26 protein-coding genes and 1 pseudogene are annotated in these 14085 nt (G+C 62.0%); 18 read left to right on the top strand and 9 right to left on the bottom strand.

Features of this window, described 5'->3' with window-relative positions; all coding sequences use genetic code 11:
- Positions 1-283 precede the first annotated feature (283 nt).
- The 9 genes from AAFX91_RS30240 to AAFX91_RS30200 form a co-directional block, all read right to left on the bottom strand.
- A complete protein-coding gene (locus tag AAFX91_RS30240) occupies positions 284-871 on the bottom strand; it encodes a ParB/Srx family N-terminal domain-containing protein (protein WP_394569050.1) in 588 nt (195 codons plus the stop codon).
- Between the two features lie 112 nt (positions 872-983).
- Entirely contained in the window at positions 984-1298 is a 315-nt protein-coding gene (locus AAFX91_RS30235) for a hypothetical protein (RefSeq protein ID WP_028167571.1), read from the bottom strand.
- Positions 1273-1872, bottom strand: coding sequence for a hypothetical protein (locus tag AAFX91_RS30230; protein ID WP_394569049.1), 600 nt, complete (start codon positions 1870-1872; stop codon positions 1273-1275). The genes AAFX91_RS30235 and AAFX91_RS30230 overlap by 26 nt, the downstream gene beginning before the upstream one ends.
- Before the next feature lie 103 nt (positions 1873-1975).
- Positions 1976-2281 (bottom strand): hypothetical protein, encoded by a 306-nt coding sequence (locus tag AAFX91_RS30225; RefSeq protein ID WP_394569048.1) that lies wholly within the window; start codon positions 2279-2281, stop codon positions 1976-1978.
- Entirely contained in the window at positions 2233-2496 is a 264-nt protein-coding gene (locus tag AAFX91_RS30220; RefSeq protein WP_028167574.1) for a hypothetical protein, read from the bottom strand. The genes AAFX91_RS30225 and AAFX91_RS30220 overlap by 49 nt, the downstream gene beginning before the upstream one ends.
- The gene (locus AAFX91_RS30215) at positions 2496-3011 is read right to left on the bottom strand and encodes a hypothetical protein (RefSeq protein WP_394569047.1); all 516 of its coding nucleotides are present in this window, start codon (positions 3009-3011) and stop codon (positions 2496-2498) included. Before AAFX91_RS30215 ends, AAFX91_RS30220 begins: the two co-directional genes overlap by 1 nt.
- A 72-nt stretch (positions 3012-3083) precedes the next feature.
- Positions 3084-3713 (bottom strand): hypothetical protein, encoded by a 630-nt coding sequence (locus tag AAFX91_RS30210; RefSeq protein WP_394569046.1) that lies wholly within the window; start codon positions 3711-3713, stop codon positions 3084-3086.
- A gap of 11 nt (positions 3714-3724) precedes the next feature.
- The gene (locus AAFX91_RS30205; RefSeq protein WP_028167580.1) at positions 3725-4099 is read right to left on the bottom strand and encodes a GapR family DNA-binding domain-containing protein; all 375 of its coding nucleotides are present in this window, start codon (positions 4097-4099) and stop codon (positions 3725-3727) included.
- Between the two features lie 72 nt (positions 4100-4171).
- Positions 4172-4576 carry a GcrA family cell cycle regulator gene (locus AAFX91_RS30200; RefSeq protein WP_394569045.1) on the bottom strand — a complete coding sequence of 135 codons (405 nt, stop codon included), beginning with the start codon at positions 4574-4576 and terminating at the stop codon, positions 4172-4174.
- Between the two features lie 417 nt (positions 4577-4993).
- Here AAFX91_RS30200 and AAFX91_RS30195 point away from each other — a divergent pair, with 417 nt between their 5' ends.
- The 18 genes and pseudogenes from AAFX91_RS30195 to AAFX91_RS30110 all read left to right on the top strand — a co-directional run.
- Positions 4994-5923: a PD-(D/E)XK nuclease-like domain-containing protein gene (locus AAFX91_RS30195; RefSeq protein WP_394569044.1), complete on the top strand. Its 930-nt coding sequence runs from the start codon at positions 4994-4996 to the stop codon at positions 5921-5923.
- Entirely contained in the window at positions 5923-6804 is an 882-nt protein-coding gene (locus AAFX91_RS30190) for a recombinase RecT (protein ID WP_394569043.1), read from the top strand. Before AAFX91_RS30195 ends, AAFX91_RS30190 begins: the two co-directional genes overlap by 1 nt.
- Positions 6805-6824: 20 nt before the next feature.
- Positions 6825-7286 carry a helix-turn-helix domain-containing protein gene (locus AAFX91_RS30185; RefSeq protein WP_394569042.1) on the top strand — a complete coding sequence of 154 codons (462 nt, stop codon included), beginning with the start codon at positions 6825-6827 and terminating at the stop codon, positions 7284-7286.
- A gap of 15 nt (positions 7287-7301) precedes the next feature.
- Positions 7302-7619: a hypothetical protein gene (locus AAFX91_RS30180; protein ID WP_394569041.1), complete on the top strand. Its 318-nt coding sequence runs from the start codon at positions 7302-7304 to the stop codon at positions 7617-7619.
- The gene (locus tag AAFX91_RS30175) at positions 7616-7954 is read left to right on the top strand and encodes a hypothetical protein (RefSeq protein WP_130583279.1); all 339 of its coding nucleotides are present in this window, start codon (positions 7616-7618) and stop codon (positions 7952-7954) included. The genes AAFX91_RS30180 and AAFX91_RS30175 overlap by 4 nt, the downstream gene beginning before the upstream one ends.
- A gap of 1 nt (position 7955) precedes the next feature.
- On the top strand, positions 7956-8186 hold the full coding sequence (locus tag AAFX91_RS30170; protein WP_130583280.1) for a hypothetical protein: 231 nt from the start codon (positions 7956-7958) through the stop codon (positions 8184-8186).
- A 40-nt stretch (positions 8187-8226) separates the two neighbouring features.
- Positions 8227-8445, top strand: coding sequence for a hypothetical protein (locus AAFX91_RS30165; RefSeq protein WP_130583281.1), 219 nt, complete (start codon positions 8227-8229; stop codon positions 8443-8445).
- 2 nt (positions 8446-8447) lie between these two features.
- The gene (locus tag AAFX91_RS30160; RefSeq protein WP_130583282.1) at positions 8448-8762 is read left to right on the top strand and encodes a hypothetical protein; all 315 of its coding nucleotides are present in this window, start codon (positions 8448-8450) and stop codon (positions 8760-8762) included.
- The gene (locus AAFX91_RS30155) at positions 8759-8947 is read left to right on the top strand and encodes a hypothetical protein (RefSeq protein WP_028167589.1); all 189 of its coding nucleotides are present in this window, start codon (positions 8759-8761) and stop codon (positions 8945-8947) included. Before AAFX91_RS30160 ends, AAFX91_RS30155 begins: the two co-directional genes overlap by 4 nt.
- Positions 8944-9132 carry a hypothetical protein gene (locus AAFX91_RS30150; RefSeq protein WP_028167590.1) on the top strand — a complete coding sequence of 63 codons (189 nt, stop codon included), beginning with the start codon at positions 8944-8946 and terminating at the stop codon, positions 9130-9132. The genes AAFX91_RS30155 and AAFX91_RS30150 overlap by 4 nt, the downstream gene beginning before the upstream one ends.
- Positions 9132-9470, top strand: coding sequence for a hypothetical protein (locus AAFX91_RS30145; protein ID WP_130583283.1), 339 nt, complete (start codon positions 9132-9134; stop codon positions 9468-9470). The genes AAFX91_RS30150 and AAFX91_RS30145 overlap by 1 nt, the downstream gene beginning before the upstream one ends.
- Before the next feature lie 91 nt (positions 9471-9561).
- Positions 9562-9909, top strand: a complete 348-nt coding sequence (locus AAFX91_RS30140) for a hypothetical protein (protein ID WP_394569040.1) — start codon at positions 9562-9564, stop codon at positions 9907-9909.
- A 164-nt stretch (positions 9910-10073) separates the two neighbouring features.
- Positions 10074-10286 carry a helix-turn-helix domain-containing protein gene (locus AAFX91_RS30135; RefSeq protein ID WP_051397305.1) on the top strand — a complete coding sequence of 71 codons (213 nt, stop codon included), beginning with the start codon at positions 10074-10076 and terminating at the stop codon, positions 10284-10286.
- Positions 10287-10291: 5 nt separating this feature from the next.
- Positions 10292-10558 (top strand): hypothetical protein, encoded by a 267-nt coding sequence (locus AAFX91_RS30130; protein ID WP_028168947.1) that lies wholly within the window; start codon positions 10292-10294, stop codon positions 10556-10558.
- Positions 10549-10869: a hypothetical protein gene (locus AAFX91_RS30125; RefSeq protein ID WP_028168948.1), complete on the top strand. Its 321-nt coding sequence runs from the start codon at positions 10549-10551 to the stop codon at positions 10867-10869. The genes AAFX91_RS30130 and AAFX91_RS30125 overlap by 10 nt, the downstream gene beginning before the upstream one ends.
- Positions 10870-11145, top strand: a complete 276-nt coding sequence (locus tag AAFX91_RS30120) for a hypothetical protein (protein WP_394569039.1) — start codon at positions 10870-10872, stop codon at positions 11143-11145. It begins immediately after the preceding gene.
- Between the two features lie 48 nt (positions 11146-11193).
- Positions 11194-11514, top strand: a complete 321-nt coding sequence (locus AAFX91_RS30115) for a hypothetical protein (protein WP_394569038.1) — start codon at positions 11194-11196, stop codon at positions 11512-11514.
- Positions 11515-11760: 246 nt separating this feature from the next.
- A pseudogene (locus tag AAFX91_RS30110) lies at positions 11761-13989 on the top strand (class I SAM-dependent DNA methyltransferase); the annotation flags it as partial.
- Between the last annotated feature and the right edge of the window lie 96 nt (positions 13990-14085).

Here is a 14085-nt window from a genome sequence, read left to right as displayed (position 1 = left end):
GTCACTTTGGCGTAGAGCTCACCAGGCCGCCGCCCAGCGCGCGCACTTCAAAACAAAAAGACAACTGTAATGCTAGGGCGTAGCGCCCTATATCATTATTCATAAGTTACGGAAAAAGCAGACGAATTTCGTTGCGCGCTAGGGCATAGCGCCCTATATTAACGGGGAGCCGCAATCCCTGCCGCTCGCTCAAGGGCCGCTTAATGCCCGGAGGACCTGGGAATGCCCCGCGAAGTCGAGGAGCAATTCGGACCGGCGTACAAGCCAGCGGACCAGCGCGGCATTACGGCTCCAGCCCGATGGTGCCAAGCTCGACCTCGACGGCGGGCATGTCGGCCATCATTTTCGTCAGCCGCTGCAGCGCCGCGGCCTGATCCTGGAGCGGGCCGCGCACGGAGATCCAGAACCGGTCGTGAATCTCACCGGTCAGAATCTCGGCAACCAGTGGGGCGGCTTCTTCAACCAGAAGGCCCTGCAGCTCGTCGGGACTGAAACCCAGATCGTCGATCATCTCGCCGGCTGACCGCAGCGCCTCGATCTCGGCGCGCAGCATCGCCTCATCCCATTTCGAATTGAGCGCGATGCGATTGTCCGCCAGCGCCAGCGCGCGGCACTGCGCTTCGGAAAGGCCCGCCAGCTCGATGACCGGCGCCTCCAGCAGGCCAAGCTTGCGCGCGGCCAGATACCTGCCTTCGCCCGCGATGATGGTGCTGTCCTTATCGACCAGCAGCGGGTTGAGGAATCCGAAGCGGCTGATCGAGCGCGCGATCTCGGCGATCTGATCGTCGCTGTGCAGCCGCGCGTTACGCGGATTGAGCCTGAGCGCTCCGAGCGGCCGATACTCGATCTTGATGCGGTTGTGCTCGGTCATGGCTCCGGCCAAAAAAGAACCGACCTCTTACGAGATCGGTTCGAAGTCAGGTGTAACCACGACCAATGCCCAAGCCAAAAGCCGGGAGGCTCGAAAGGCTTACGGGCAAGCGTCACGGTGATTTCAACGATGGAAGCGCGGCATCGGTCAATCGGAGATTTTGCGAGAGCCAGTCGGTCCAGTCGAGCTTTGGATTTCGCTCGCGTTCACGCTTGAAGCGCGACGTCAGCTCTCGGCGCGCAACATCAGGCAGCGTCCGGTACTGGCTCACGATCTTTTGTCTGTTTTCGCGGAGAAGCCGCCGGGCAAGGCTACGGTTTGACACCGCCACACCGTTTGCCGATCTGGGGCGGGCGATCCCTCGCGTGGCATCGTCGGCGAGGATCGCGCTCGCAAGACGTTCAAGCTTTTGCTGGCGTTTCGTCATCGGCGCGCACCTCACCCCGCAGGGGCGCGGGCGAAGAGGACCCCTGTTTGTCAAGCTTGTCAACGTCATTCCTGTTGGAGGCGTTCGGAAGCCGCGGAAACACACGGCGCTCCAAATCTGTCCGCGTGCTGTTTACACCTTGCAAAATCAATTGCTTGATCGCCTCGTTTCGCAGCCGCGCCCGCGCGGCATGATAGCTCATGCTGATGCCGGTGCCCTTCGCCCGGAGCCGCCATTGGCGGTAAGCGGCATTGAACCACGCTAGTTCACCGCGCCCATTCGCGTCGCTGATTCGACGCTCAATCTCGGCGATGGCATCCCGAACGCGCGCTATCGCCGCGTTGTGGCCCGTCAGGCTGATGCCACGCTCGACGGCAGTCTTGACGATCAGCCGCGCCGCATCTTCGCCGCGCACGAGCAGGCGGACCTTATCGACATGCGGCAACACGCGGTTGACCTCGCTTGCCAGCGCCTGGGCGCGCGCTCGATCGCGAACCCAATAGGCGCAGCTGATGTCCCAATCCGGCCATTTGCGCTGCAGCGCCGTCAGGCTCTTGCCGAGATCGCGCGTCACCGCGACGACGCACGGCTCGCCCCTCGGCGCTGTCGCGATGTAGACCGCCGCCACGCCGAAGGCGATGAAATAGCCGCGCTCGGCGCCGCGCGGGAGATCGAACTCAATGACCATTGAGGCGAGCCTGCAAATCGAGATCGCACCGCGCGGTATCGAGCGCCTCGATGAACCAATCGTAAACCTCATCGGGCGCGCCGTTGAGCGGCAGAGCGGCACAGATCGCGGGCGCGTTCAACACGGTGAAACTGTTGATCGGATCGGGGCCGCGCTTGTCCTGCGCGTCCTGGAGATAATCGCGAATGATCGGAGCCAGCTGCCGCAACAGGCCGTTGAATTCCTCCCTGTCGATTTCGGCTTCCCTCATCGTTTGCCTCCGCCTGCCCATGCGGCGGATCGGCTCGGCGACCATCCGCCCCGGCCGTCGCGATAGAGCCGCGTCGTGGTGTGCGCGTTGCAATCGACCAGATCGAAATAGGCAATGTCGGTGCGATCGTGAAACACCATCAGCTCGATTTCCTTGCTGACGTCGCCCCGGTGCCACGTCTCCAGCGCCAGCTCGCCGTGATTCTTCGCCTCCGCGGGGCGGTTGGCGTAATAGGCCCGTATCCGCCAATCCTCTGCCATCAGAACACCGGCACGAATGCGGTGCCCAGACCGCGCGCGATGACCTCGCATCCCTTGTCGTGACGATCGCGCCAGGTGTCGGCGTAGCCGCCGCATTGCGCCGCGACCCATCCGGCGTCGCGCTCCAGCGAATGCGCCAACGCGACCATGTTGACCGCGCGCATCAGCCAGTCCGCCTGACCGAGGAAGCGCGCGGGCCAATAGACCGCCGCCTCCATCCGCGTGACGTCGCTGTAGCTCGGCAACAGCCGGGCGCGGTTCTGCATGCGCTGCGTCTTCTCCAGCTCGCCTTGCTCGTGCTGTGCGAGAAGATCCTCGAATTCGTAGGCGTAGGAAGGCCAGGCGCCGCAGTAGCCCTGGACCGCGCGCATCGGCAGCATGCGCAGCGTTCGCATCGCTTCCGACAGCCGCTTGCCGACATGCGGTCCGCTCCAGACCGACGGCGCGATGTCCTCCATCTCGATGTCCTCCAGCGGGTTGAACTTGAGATCGTCGTGCCTGATCAGGCTGAGCATTGCTTATCTCCCCCGATCTGCCGCCGCATATCGACGACCAGCTTATCCAATCCATCAAGCGCAGCTTCACGGTTAGGTGCGAGCGTCCGGATAGACGCGGGATGCGTGACGATTCATCCCGGTCTGTTCTGAGTACACTTCGTCGTGCCATTCCGGGTCGGCGAGGATGACGCCAAATTTGGCGTCCGGGAGCGCGGCGATCTTTGCACCAAGCCGTTGCTCCTTATCCGCGCGCCTCGCCTGCGTCGTGGCAATGTCGGTGGTGCGCCGGTCTACAATCTTTGCAGCTTGCGCGCCGCTGATTTCGGGGGGTGCCGGATTTCCGGCAGCTATCTTCTCGGAGGCTTTGGTTTCCTTGGAGTTTTTTTTCGCGACTGCCGGTTTTCCGGCAACGTCCTCATCAATCGTGGACGGATTCACCCCGAGCATCTTCGCAATGCTGCGGTTCGACGTGTCCGGTTGCAGCGCCTTGATCTTCGCCACCATCTTCTTGCGCTCGGCCGCGGCGGCGGTGAGCGTGTCGAGTTTAATGCTGGCGATGAATTTGCTGACATTATCGAAGCCATCACCGATCAGTTTCCAGCGGTCAGCTTCAAGCAATGACTCCAGTTCCTGAAACGCACGTTCCAGCGTGTAACCGGCAACATGGATGCCGGTGGTCAGACGGCCGAAGGCTTGGTTGGCTTGGGCGGTGTCATCCATGGCCGCCCCCATTACTGATACGTCGCGGGGCGGCTTTCAGCGGCGGCGGCCGATGCGGCGCGCCAGAGCGGCAGGTCCTTGACGCCCTCGGCGACCGCGAGCATAGCCAGCACTTGCTGCTGGTCGGCCTCCAGTTCCTCGTAAATCTCGCGGTTCTTCTGCTCGTTGTCGCGGATCTTCACCAGCGAGCGCAATTCCTTGGTCGGAACGCCGCGCGCCTTGGCTTCCTTGTAAACGTTGCTGATCGACTCGCGGATGTTGCGGCACCGCGCCATCGACGAGCCGCGCTCGGAAAGCAAATCGGATTTGTAGCCGTCAATCTTCGCCAGGATTTCCTGCACGAGCTGCGGATCGAAGTCGTTCGCGACTGCTGCTGCCTTGGCCATCGTCTATCCCTGTTGTGATTTGCTGGGCCTCGGCGAGCTTGGGATGTGCTGCGCGGGCCTCGCGTGTTGGCATCAGGGACTCCGGCTATGGTTGAAGTAGGCGAGATAGTGCGCTTGGCACCACGACGCGCCCTTGAGGTGCCGCGCGCCGCAGCGCATGCGAAGACCGTCCGCGCCGCGCTGATCGAGCACGGCGTGACAATGGAAGTCGCGCGCCTTAAGGTAGGAGACCGGCCGCGCCGGTTCGGTCCGGCTCGACAGCGCCTTTGTCCTGGTTTGGGACGCCGTTCGCGCCTTCATGGTGACCGGCCATCCATTCGCGCGTTGCAGCTTCATGCGAACGACCTTGCCGATGACCGCATTGCGAGATCGATGCATCGCCGCAGCGATCACAGACGCCGAATTGCCTGCGCCCCACATCCTTTGCAGGACCGAGACGGCCTCAGAATCCCATGTCGATGTGGCTGGATTGACCATCTGGTGTCATCGTCATGAGCACGATCGATGGTCGTTTTAATTGTCACCAAACGCGACGCGTGTCCATGTTTACACTTGTTCGCCGTTGTTCGATGTCCAGAGAGTTTGTAGCTGCGACGGTTTGACTGCCTCATAAAATATGCAGGCGAACACGCATTAATCCCAGAGGTTGCATCGTGTCCGGAAACTTCATGCGCTGACGTTCGAGCCTGTTGACAACTTGGTTTCGTGAGCGTGGAATCGCAGCACGATTTAGGGCGGTGAGAGCACCAACAGACACGCCCAGCTAACCACGACGGCGTTACTGTTCGCGACCTTTAGCGGGCGGCCCGTATCGGTTCCTCAGACTGGACTTCATTCGCCTTGTCCTCGGCGCGAGGGCGAGGAACGCCCGACGATTGCGCGGGAGGATGGGACATGCAGTCGATTCCTTGGGATGGGAAAACGATAACCGAGCCCGGGATTTATCGCGGCATCCCGCTGACCGACTACCATCGGTTTGACCTCTGCTCGGAGGTCAGCGTGTCCTCGACGATGCTGCGCGGCATCATCGGGGAATCGCCGCGCCACGCCTGGGAAAAATCCAGGCTGAATCCGGATCACGTCGACGATGAAGAGCAGAGCGAGGCGATGGCGCTCGGCCGCTTCCTGCATGCCGCCGTCGCAGCCGAGCCGTTCGAAAGCGATTGCGTCTTCCGTCCCGCGACGATTGCCGGACACCCGTACAACGGGAACCGGAAGGAATGGCGGGAGTGGAAGGCCGAGCAGATTCGGAATCGCAAGACGATCATCACGCCGGAGATGGCGTCGCATGCGAAGGGCATGATTGTCGCCCTGGGCAGCTTCCCGCTGGTCCAGGCCGGGATGCTCGGTGGCGCCCCCGAACGTTCGCTGATCTGGAAGGACGATCGCGGATTCTGGAAGAAGGCGCGGCCCGACGAGATTCCCAACGCCAGCGGCGACTATGCCGAGATCAAGACGACGCACCCGCCAGTGCTATACCGCAACCTGCAGCGGACGATGGCCGATCGCGGCTACTACCAGCAGGCGGCCATGGTGATCGAAGGCGCCCGCGCGCTCGGCCTTCCGGTGCAATCGTTCACGGTGCTGTTTGTCGAGAACCGGCCGCCCTATTGCGTGCGCGCCTGCACCTTGAAGGACGAGGACATCGCGCGCGGCGATCAGCTCAATCAGCTCGCCTACAGCATGTTCTGGCAGTGCTACCAGGGCGGCGTGTGGCCGGGACCGGGCGACGATCGTGCCGACGCTGAATACATCGACGCGCCCGACTGGTGGCGCAAATCGGTCGATGACCGGGTCAAATTCTCCCTGCGTGAGGCTGCCTGATGAGCGATCAATCCTTTCCCGGCGACCGTCCCATGGAATCCGACCGTCCGCATCCGGAGCGCGTGACGCGCCGCGACCTGGCGGAAGGCAACGCCGAAAAGGTCGTCAACGAGCGCACCGAACAGGTTCTGCTGTTCAAAGGCGGCGGCGGCGTCAACGTCGCCAACCTGCGCGACATGATCGATGAGGCCAAGCTGTTGTCGACCGCCGGCCCGATGATTCCGCCGTGGCTGCAGGGCAATGTCGGTGGCATGTTCGGCGTCTGCATGAAGGCGCACGAGCTGGGCATCTCGGCGCTGACGCTGGCGGGCTGGACCTACATCGTCGAGAACAAGGGCGAGAAGCGCGTCGCCTACGAATCCCAGTTCTTCCATGCCATCATCGAGCAGCGCGCGCCGATCACCACGCGGTTGAACGTCGAGTACGAGGGCGAAGGCGACGATCGGCGCTGCCGGGTCTATGCGACCTTCAAGGGCGAGAGGGAGCCGCGCTATTTCCCGCCGCGCAGCGCCGACCCTGGCCAGTTCACGCTGGGCAAGTTGCGGCCGGCGCGCAACGAATACGGCAAGGTCAAGGGGTCGCCGCTCTGGGACCTGAAACCGGACCTGCAGCTGTTCTACAACATGTCGCGCGACTGGGCGCGCATGTATTGCCCCGACATCATCGGCGGCATGTACGGCCGCGATGAGATGGAAGACGCCGGATTCGTCGTCGCCAGCGAGACCGCGAAGGATATCTCGCCGCGCCTCGCCGAACGGCTGCGCGGCAATGCGCCTGCGATCGGTCAGGCCGCAGTCGCCACGCTCGACGCCTACGCTAATGAGCATGCTGCGAAATCACAGAAGAAGGTGCCATCCGACGCAGTGTCGGATGAGGCCTGAAAGACGGGGAGGAAAGTGAAATGCCGGACTATACGCGCGAATTCCTGCTGGAAGGCACTGCCGAAATGCGGTTTCTCCACAATTGCCTCGCCCTCGATTGGATCGCGGCGGCGCGGATGCCATCGCTGACGGGCCATCCGCAGACGGAACGGCCTGTAGGATTCACCGCCGTCGAGATCAATTGCCTGATCATGGCCGAGCAGGCGTTCCGTCGCTATCGCATCGCGCGCCCCTGGAGCAACCAGATCCTCGACGCGATGGGTATCTGCGCCAAGTATTACGGCGTCACGCGGACCGTCCTGCTCAGTGATCGCTCCGACGTCGTCGAGGTCCGCCAGAAGGTGATGGTGTTCGTCCGCGTCGTCACCGGCAAGAACTTTCACGAGATCGGCGACAAGTTCGAGCGCAGCCACTCGGTCGTGATTCATGCCTGCAAGAAGTACGAGCGCGCCATCCGGACGGCATTGACGCCGGTCGAGTAGCCGATGAGAAAACTGATGCGCGAGACGATCAAGCTTATTCGGGACTACGGCGGCTCCGACGTTCTTGTAACGCAGGGCACCCGCCACACGCGCATCCATTTCACCAGCCGAGACGGTCGGCGCCTGACGCTGCTGATTCCGCAAGGCCATGCCACCAACTGGCGCTTTGTCGCAGGAATCCGCTCGCAGATTCGCCGCCGCATTGAATCGAGCGCTGCAGGAACCGGCGCCGCTGATGCCTGCAGCTCGATCCGAAAGCCCGCTGCTGCCTTTAAGCCCCCAGCCCCCAGGGCGGAGGATCACCTAACCCGCAACAGGAGCAGACCACCATGAACCTCGCCAACGAAGTTTCAACGCTGCAGACCGAGATCGAATCCTTGCGTTCGGAAAACGAGACCCTGAAGCACAACAAGGCAATTCTCGATTTCGAGAACGAGGGCCTGCGCCGCCAGCTCGCCAGGGCGAATGCCGACCGCGACGCCATGATGCGCAGGGGTGAAGCGATCAAGAGCCTGCTCGATCAGACCGGCGCCGCCTTGATGCACGGTCTGCAGAAGTTTCACGACACCGAGCGCGAGCTTGACGAGCGCCGCTCGGTCGACGGCTCCGAAGTCCAGTTCCTGCCGCGCAACGGCGGCAACGGTCAAGCCGCATCAACCGAGCATTGAGATGAAGAACGAGCGACCCAGCGACATCGAAATTGCGCAGGCGATCTGTTGCGGCGAGGTCTGCCGCACCGACACGATGCACTGTCATGCCGGTGATCACTTCAGTGAGGCCTATCGCGTGCGCAAGTTGCTGGCTCGCTTCACCCTCGATCCGGTCCAGCTCCCGCCGCGCGGCGAGGATCGGAGCGAACGAACCGCGCCCCGGCGGAGGCGCCAGACCAAGAAAGGATGACGCCATGTCTTGCGCTCAAGAAGAACAGGATCGGATCGCGGTGAAATTCTCGCAGATCCTCGCCGACGCCGTCGCCGACTGCGCCTTTGTGCCGACCTCGCTCTGCGGCACGTGCCGGACGGTGACGGCCATCAGCGCCTTGCTCACGGGCGCCGCCAAGATTCACCACGATGCTGGAATCGAAGACGATTTCTGCGATCTCGTGCAGCGGGTCCACGCCGCCTTTATCAAAGCAGAACGCGCCAACTTGGATGCTTGACCATGGCTGACCGCAGCTACCTGGAACGTTTGTCGAAAGAGCTGGCCGAGGCGGGCAAGCTGATCGAGGCCGGGTGGATCGGCTACCGGATCGCGGTCGTGCCGCCCGACGCGCCGCTGGTCCAGCTCGAGGAATGCAAGCTCGCGTTCTTCGCTGGCGCCCAGCACCTGTTCAGCAGCCTGATGACGGTTTTCGATCCGGGAGGCGAGGAGCCGACCGAGCCCGACATGCGCAAGATCGACCTGATCGATAAGGAGCTGCGCAGGTTCGCCGAGCAGTGGGAGCTGCAGTTTTCCAAAGCAAAGGGATCGGCATGACCTATCGCGTCATCAATCTCTCGACGGGTGAGATCGAGGCCGAACTGAGCGACTTCGGCATCGCCAAACGGCTTGCCGACAAGATCGCGAACGACGTCGGGCATCGCGAGGTGATCGGCGTGGTCGAGCTGGTGACGCGATACGAAACGCCGCTGGCGGATCAAGAGCATGGAGGATCGCAATGAAGATTCCGAAAGGCGCGGACGTCCAGTTGAAGACCAATGACGGCAACATCGAGCTGCATATCACGGCGGCGATCACCACGCGGTCGCAGGCCGCAGAGCTGATCGGTTGCATCCGGCAGGTATCGGGCGCGCTGGAGGCTGAGAAGCGCGGGCCGCGCAAGCCGAAGGTCGCGGCGGTGGCGTGATGGGCGAGCGCCGGGTCTTGCCGCAGCGTCGCCGCGCCGAAACATTCGAGATCGAATGGGGCGGCGTCGGTCGCCGCTTTGCGGTGACGCTCGGGTTCTATGACGACGGCGCCCTTGGCGAGGTCTTCATAACCGGTGGCAAATCCGGCGAGGCCGTCGAGGCCATCGCACGCGATGCGGCAGTGGTGCTCTCGCTGGCGCTGCAGTACGGCGCCGAGATCCACAACGTGGCGACCGCGATTACCCGCGACGGCGCCGAGACGCCATCCTCGATCCTGGGCGCCGTCGTCGACCAATTGCTGCCGGAGAAAGATCCGGGTCAGGAGCCCGCGTCATGACGACGCCTTATGAGAACGCGACCAGCGGCGTCGCCGCTCGCGACGACATCATCAGGTGTTGCGCCGGGTCGGCTGCGACAGCATCGGCTTCATGGATGATTTCGAAAAGCACGAGCTGTTGCTGGCGTTTCGTCATCGCGGTCGTCAGATGCAGTTGCGCGCCAGCGCCAGCGGCTGGGCCGCGCTGTATCTGAAAGAGCATCCGTACAGCTACCGGATTCGGGGTCGCACCGAGCGCGAGCACCGCGAGCGCGCGCTGGCGCAGGGACAGATCGCGATCAATTCGATCCTGCGCGACTGGGTCAAGGGCCAGATCATGGCGATTGAGACCGGCATCCTGTCGTTCGATGCCGTCTTTCTCCCGTTCATGCTGACCCATGACGGTCGCACCGTGTCAGACCGCGTCAACCAGCTCGGATTGTTGGAGGCGCCTGCATGACGCTCGTCTGCCAGGAATGCGGGAAGAGCAAGCCGGAGAGCGGGTTCTATCAGCAGCCTCGTCGACTTCGCCCAATGCCGATTTGCAAGGATTGCCACAAGGGCCGCGTATCGGCTCGCCGCATCAAGCGCAGAGCGGAGCTGAGCGAGAAAGTGAGGATTGAGATGACCGAGAAGGAAGAGATCGACACCGTTGTCACCCCGACCGGGCGGCGCCTGGCGACGATCAAGGAGGCGTGCCGCTACGGCAGGTTCTCGCACACCAAGTGCTATGAGCTGATCAACGCCAAGCGGATCAGAGCCTACAAGTTCGACACCCGAACCCTGGTCGACCTGGATTCCATCGACGCGATGTTCGCCTCACTGCCGGAGATGTAGGCCCGATGATTCATGTGAGCTGGATCGATCGCGGCTGCGAGCCGGCGCATCCGTCGAATCCCAACTATCCCGATGGCATCGACCTCGACCTGACGCGCGGCGCCAAGCCGTTCTGCCAGACTGGCCTGCCATACCCCGCAGAGCGCTGCGGCTACTTCACCATTGCCTGCGACGTCTGCGGCTTCACCACCATGGTGACGACGGCAGGCCGGCCGGAGGACCCGAAAAGCATCAAGCTCCCTTGCCAGATCGAGCCGGTGAAATGGCGCTGACCGCATTCAAGGTGATGTCCGGCGCCGCCGCGATCTGGTCGCTGCTGATGATTGCAGCGAGCCAGCGCGACGCGGCGCCACCGGCTGCAGCGACGACCAGCGTTGCGGACGATGAGCCGCAGCGGTCGACGGCAAAGGCCGACCGGCTGCCGCTGTTCGTGCCGGCGGTCGCGCCATTGGTCGACATGGCCGAGCCGGCAATACCGAGGACCGAGCGGCGCCGCGAGCACAGGCGGCGCGACGTCTGCGAACACGGCCGTCGGTATTACCGGATCGGTCATCGTCGATACTGGCGCTGCAGGAGGGGCTGAATGGAGACGCGGCTGAATCAGGCGATCTGGTCGTTGCCGACCCCTGATCGCATCAAGCGCCTGCCGGTCTCGGCGACCGGCTACTACGTGCCTTGGTTCGTCGCCTGGATCGATCGCGAGCCGGATTTCCGGGTGATCGGTCCCGGCAAGCTCGCGCAGGCTGTCAACCGCAAGCTCTGCTGGATTTGTGGCCAGCCGCTCGGCGTCTACAAGGCGTTCCCGATCGGCCCGATGTGCGCGATCAATCGCAACATCTCGGAGCCGCCGTCGCATTGATGCGCCGAGTATGCCGTGCAGGCCTGTCCGTTCCTCGCGAGCCCGCGCATGCGGCGCAACGAAAAGGACCTGCCGCCCGGTCACACCGAGCCTGCAGGTCACATGATCCGCCGCAATCCCGGAGCCATCGGCATCTGGGTCACCAAGACCTACAGCGCGGTGCGGGTCGGCCACGGCCATAGCGGCGTCCTGTTTCGCCTCGGCGATCCGGAGCGCGTCGTCTGGTACCGCGAGGGCCGCAAGGCGACCCGCGCCGAGGTCGAGGAATCGATTGAGACCGGACTGCCCGAGCTGCTCAAGCGCGGCGAGATCAGCGTCGACGAACTGGCGGGCTTGCGCCGCAAGGCCGAGCAGTACCTGCCCGCATAGTATCGCGTCCACGCAGCACTACGGAGTACCTCTGAGCGGAAACCGGACCGGCTCGCCGCCCGACCTTTGCCGGCTGGCCTTATCTTTTCACGCACACTTTTGGTGGTAAAGGGCACCTATCGCCGCAAAAAACGGTAGGTTACTATACGAATCGTAGTAGCAGCCGAACCCGGCCATTGCCTGCGCCAATGGCTGAGCCGAACAATACGAAACGTTGAAAGCTGCACTTTTGGGGGTAGGGACAGTATGAATGCTGTTGAGATCGAGGAAGCCATCTCGGCTCTCGCCGAGCAGGCATTCGTCTCGGTCGAGTTCCCTTTCGCTTTCCTGCAAGCTTTCGGGAACAAGGACACGACAATCAAGCGGCTGCGTGCGGGTGCATCCAACAAGTCCGATCTGGGCGGTGTCCTGCAAACGAACCATATCCACATCGCGGTCTGTGCGCCAGGCGACGTCACTAAGACCCTTGCCGCCCTCAAGGCCAGTCCGGCGACGGCCAGGGCGAAGGCGCGGTACATCCTCGCCACCGACGGCGAGACGCTCGAAGCTGAGGAGCTAGAATCGGACGAAGCGCCGATTGCTTGCGCCTATCGGGACTTCCCGGACCATTTTGGTTTTTTCCTGCCGCTCGCCGGAATCACCACGGTCAAGCAAGTCCGCGAAAGCTCTTTCGATATCCGCGCCACAAGCCGCCTGAACAGGCTCTACGTCGAGCTTCTGAAAGACAACCCTGAATGGGGTACGGTGGAGCGCCGCCCGGAAATGAACCATTTCATGGCGCGGCTGATCTTCTGCTTCTTCGCTGAGGACACCGACATCTTTGAAGGCAACCGTCTGTTCACGACCACGATCGAGCAGATGAGCGAGCGAAATTCCGCGAACACCCATGAGGTGATCAGCGAACTGTTCCGGGCCATGAATACGAAGCGCGACGATCGGGAGCCAGCCGGAATTGCGCGGTGGGCGAACAAATTCCCTTATGTCAATGGTGGCCTATTTGCGGGGAATACCGATGTGCCGTGCTTTAGCCGGATCGCGCGTTCCTATCTGCTCCACATCGGTAATCTCGACTGGACAAAAATCAATCCGGATATCTTTGGATCGATGATCCAAGCCGTAGCCGACGATGAAGAGCGTGGCGCGCTCGGCATGCATTACACAAGCGTGCCGAATATCCTGAAAGTGCTAAATCCGCTGTTCCTCGACGACCTGCGGGCGCAACTTGAGGAGGCCGGAAACAATCCTCGCACTCTGCTCAATCTGCGCAAACGCATGGCAAAGATCAGGGTGTTCGATCCGGCCTGCGGCTCCGGCAATTTTCTTGTCATCGCATACAAGGAAATGCGCGAGATCGAGGCCGAGATCAATCGGCGGCGCGGCGAATCCGACCGGCGCAGCGAAATTCCCCTTACCAACTTCCGAGGAATCGAGCTTCGCGATTTTCCTGCCGAGGTCGCGCGTCTAGCACTGATCATCGCAGAGTACCAATGCGACGTTCTTTATCGCGGACAGAAGGAAGCTTTGGCCGATTTCCTCCCGTTGGATACACAGAACTGGATTGTCTGTGGCAACGCGCTGCGGCTCGACTGGTTAAGTATCTGCCCGCCGACCGGCACGGGCGTGAAGCATCACGCGGACGACCTATTTCACACGCCGCTCGATCAGGCGCAGATCGACTTTGAAAATGAAGGAGGAGAGACCTACATCTGCGGCAATCCACCTTATCTTGGCTTCACGTGGCAGAGCGCAGAACAAAAGGCCGAGGTTCGCGCGCTGCTTGGTGGACGAACGTCCTCCAGTGGATTTCTTGACTACGTCGCTGGCTGGTTCATCAAGGCGGCTGAGTACATGGCGAGCACGAATGCGGTTGCTGCCTTCGTGGCCACAAATTCAATCTGCCAAGGGCAATCTGTAACGATATTGTGGCCGGTCCTATTCAGCGCCGGTTGCGATATTCTCTTCGCCTACACGTCGTTCAAGTGGTCGAACCTCGCAAGTAATAAGGCTGGCGTGACGGTAGTCATAGTGGGGATCGGCCGACCAACCAGCGCACCTCGTCGTCTTTACCAACACGACGAACAAAATAGCCTTACAGTCCGCGAGGGGGCGTCAATCACACCATATCTGACACTTGGTCCTCGCGTCATCGTCGAAAAGCGGTCCTCTCCGATCAGCGAGCTGAGTGTGATGGAGTTCGGAAACAAGCCGAGTGACGGTGGTCACTTGCTGTTGCGCTCCGACGAAATCGCGTCGCTTGGCTTAAATGATGCGCAGCGGAATAAGTTTCTCCGACGGATTTACGGAGCGCAGGATTTCATAAACGGTGGCTCGCGGTTTTGCATTTGGATCGAGGATCAGAATCTCAAGGAAGGTTTAGCTATTGAACCGCTCAATGCCCGCGTGGAAGAGGTTCGCAGGATAAGGCTGGCGAGCCGAGACAAAGGTGCGAATGCCTTAGCTAGGCGGGCGCACCAGCTTACTCATAGGTCAGAACTATAGGCGACATTGTTGCGGCGTTGGTGTATGCTATCGGCATGAAACGCGACGGCCGACAACTTGACCATCGAACCC

Origin of the sequence: Bradyrhizobium sp. 31Argb (assembly GCF_043638955.1) — a bacterium.
Lineage (GTDB): Bacteria > Pseudomonadota > Alphaproteobacteria > Rhizobiales > Xanthobacteraceae > Bradyrhizobium.
Note: the sequence above shows the minus strand (reverse complement) of the source record. Positions and strands in the feature narration are given on the sequence as shown.

Excerpts from the sequence above, each read along its gene's own strand:
- AAFX91_RS30240 (WP_394569050.1), bottom strand. The coding sequence starts at position 871 with ATGACCGAGCACAACCGCATCAAGATCGAGTATCGGCCGCTCGGAGCG.
- AAFX91_RS30235 (WP_028167571.1), bottom strand. The coding sequence starts at position 1,298 with ATGACGAAACGCCAGCAAAAGCTTGAACGTCTTGCGAGCGCGATCCTC.
- AAFX91_RS30225 (WP_394569048.1), bottom strand. The coding sequence starts at position 2,281 with ATGGTCGCCGAGCCGATCCGCCGCATGGGCAGGCGGAGGCAAACGATG.
- AAFX91_RS30220 (WP_028167574.1), bottom strand. The coding sequence starts at position 2,496 with ATGGCAGAGGATTGGCGGATACGGGCCTATTACGCCAACCGCCCCGCG.
- AAFX91_RS30215 (WP_394569047.1), bottom strand. The coding sequence starts at position 3,011 with ATGCTCAGCCTGATCAGGCACGACGATCTCAAGTTCAACCCGCTGGAG.
- AAFX91_RS30210 (WP_394569046.1), bottom strand. The coding sequence starts at position 3,713 with ATGGATGACACCGCCCAAGCCAACCAAGCCTTCGGCCGTCTGACCACC.
- AAFX91_RS30205 (WP_028167580.1), bottom strand. The coding sequence starts at position 4,099 with ATGGCCAAGGCAGCAGCAGTCGCGAACGACTTCGATCCGCAGCTCGTG.
- AAFX91_RS30200 (WP_394569045.1), bottom strand. The coding sequence starts at position 4,576 with ATGGTCAATCCAGCCACATCGACATGGGATTCTGAGGCCGTCTCGGTC.
- AAFX91_RS30195 (WP_394569044.1), top strand. The coding sequence starts at position 4,994 with ATGCAGTCGATTCCTTGGGATGGGAAAACGATAACCGAGCCCGGGATT.
- AAFX91_RS30190 (WP_394569043.1), top strand. The coding sequence starts at position 5,923 with ATGAGCGATCAATCCTTTCCCGGCGACCGTCCCATGGAATCCGACCGT.
- AAFX91_RS30185 (WP_394569042.1), top strand. The coding sequence starts at position 6,825 with ATGCCGGACTATACGCGCGAATTCCTGCTGGAAGGCACTGCCGAAATG.
- AAFX91_RS30180 (WP_394569041.1), top strand. The coding sequence starts at position 7,302 with ATGCGCGAGACGATCAAGCTTATTCGGGACTACGGCGGCTCCGACGTT.
- AAFX91_RS30175 (WP_130583279.1), top strand. The coding sequence starts at position 7,616 with ATGAACCTCGCCAACGAAGTTTCAACGCTGCAGACCGAGATCGAATCC.
- AAFX91_RS30170 (WP_130583280.1), top strand. The coding sequence starts at position 7,956 with ATGAAGAACGAGCGACCCAGCGACATCGAAATTGCGCAGGCGATCTGT.
- AAFX91_RS30160 (WP_130583282.1), top strand. The coding sequence starts at position 8,448 with ATGGCTGACCGCAGCTACCTGGAACGTTTGTCGAAAGAGCTGGCCGAG.
- AAFX91_RS30155 (WP_028167589.1), top strand. The coding sequence starts at position 8,759 with ATGACCTATCGCGTCATCAATCTCTCGACGGGTGAGATCGAGGCCGAA.
- AAFX91_RS30150 (WP_028167590.1), top strand. The coding sequence starts at position 8,944 with ATGAAGATTCCGAAAGGCGCGGACGTCCAGTTGAAGACCAATGACGGC.
- AAFX91_RS30145 (WP_130583283.1), top strand. The coding sequence starts at position 9,132 with ATGGGCGAGCGCCGGGTCTTGCCGCAGCGTCGCCGCGCCGAAACATTC.
- AAFX91_RS30140 (WP_394569040.1), top strand. The coding sequence starts at position 9,562 with ATGGATGATTTCGAAAAGCACGAGCTGTTGCTGGCGTTTCGTCATCGC.
- AAFX91_RS30135 (WP_051397305.1), top strand. The coding sequence starts at position 10,074 with ATGACCGAGAAGGAAGAGATCGACACCGTTGTCACCCCGACCGGGCGG.
- AAFX91_RS30130 (WP_028168947.1), top strand. The coding sequence starts at position 10,292 with ATGATTCATGTGAGCTGGATCGATCGCGGCTGCGAGCCGGCGCATCCG.
- AAFX91_RS30125 (WP_028168948.1), top strand. The coding sequence starts at position 10,549 with ATGGCGCTGACCGCATTCAAGGTGATGTCCGGCGCCGCCGCGATCTGG.
- AAFX91_RS30120 (WP_394569039.1), top strand. The coding sequence starts at position 10,870 with ATGGAGACGCGGCTGAATCAGGCGATCTGGTCGTTGCCGACCCCTGAT.
- AAFX91_RS30115 (WP_394569038.1), top strand. The coding sequence starts at position 11,194 with ATGCGGCGCAACGAAAAGGACCTGCCGCCCGGTCACACCGAGCCTGCA.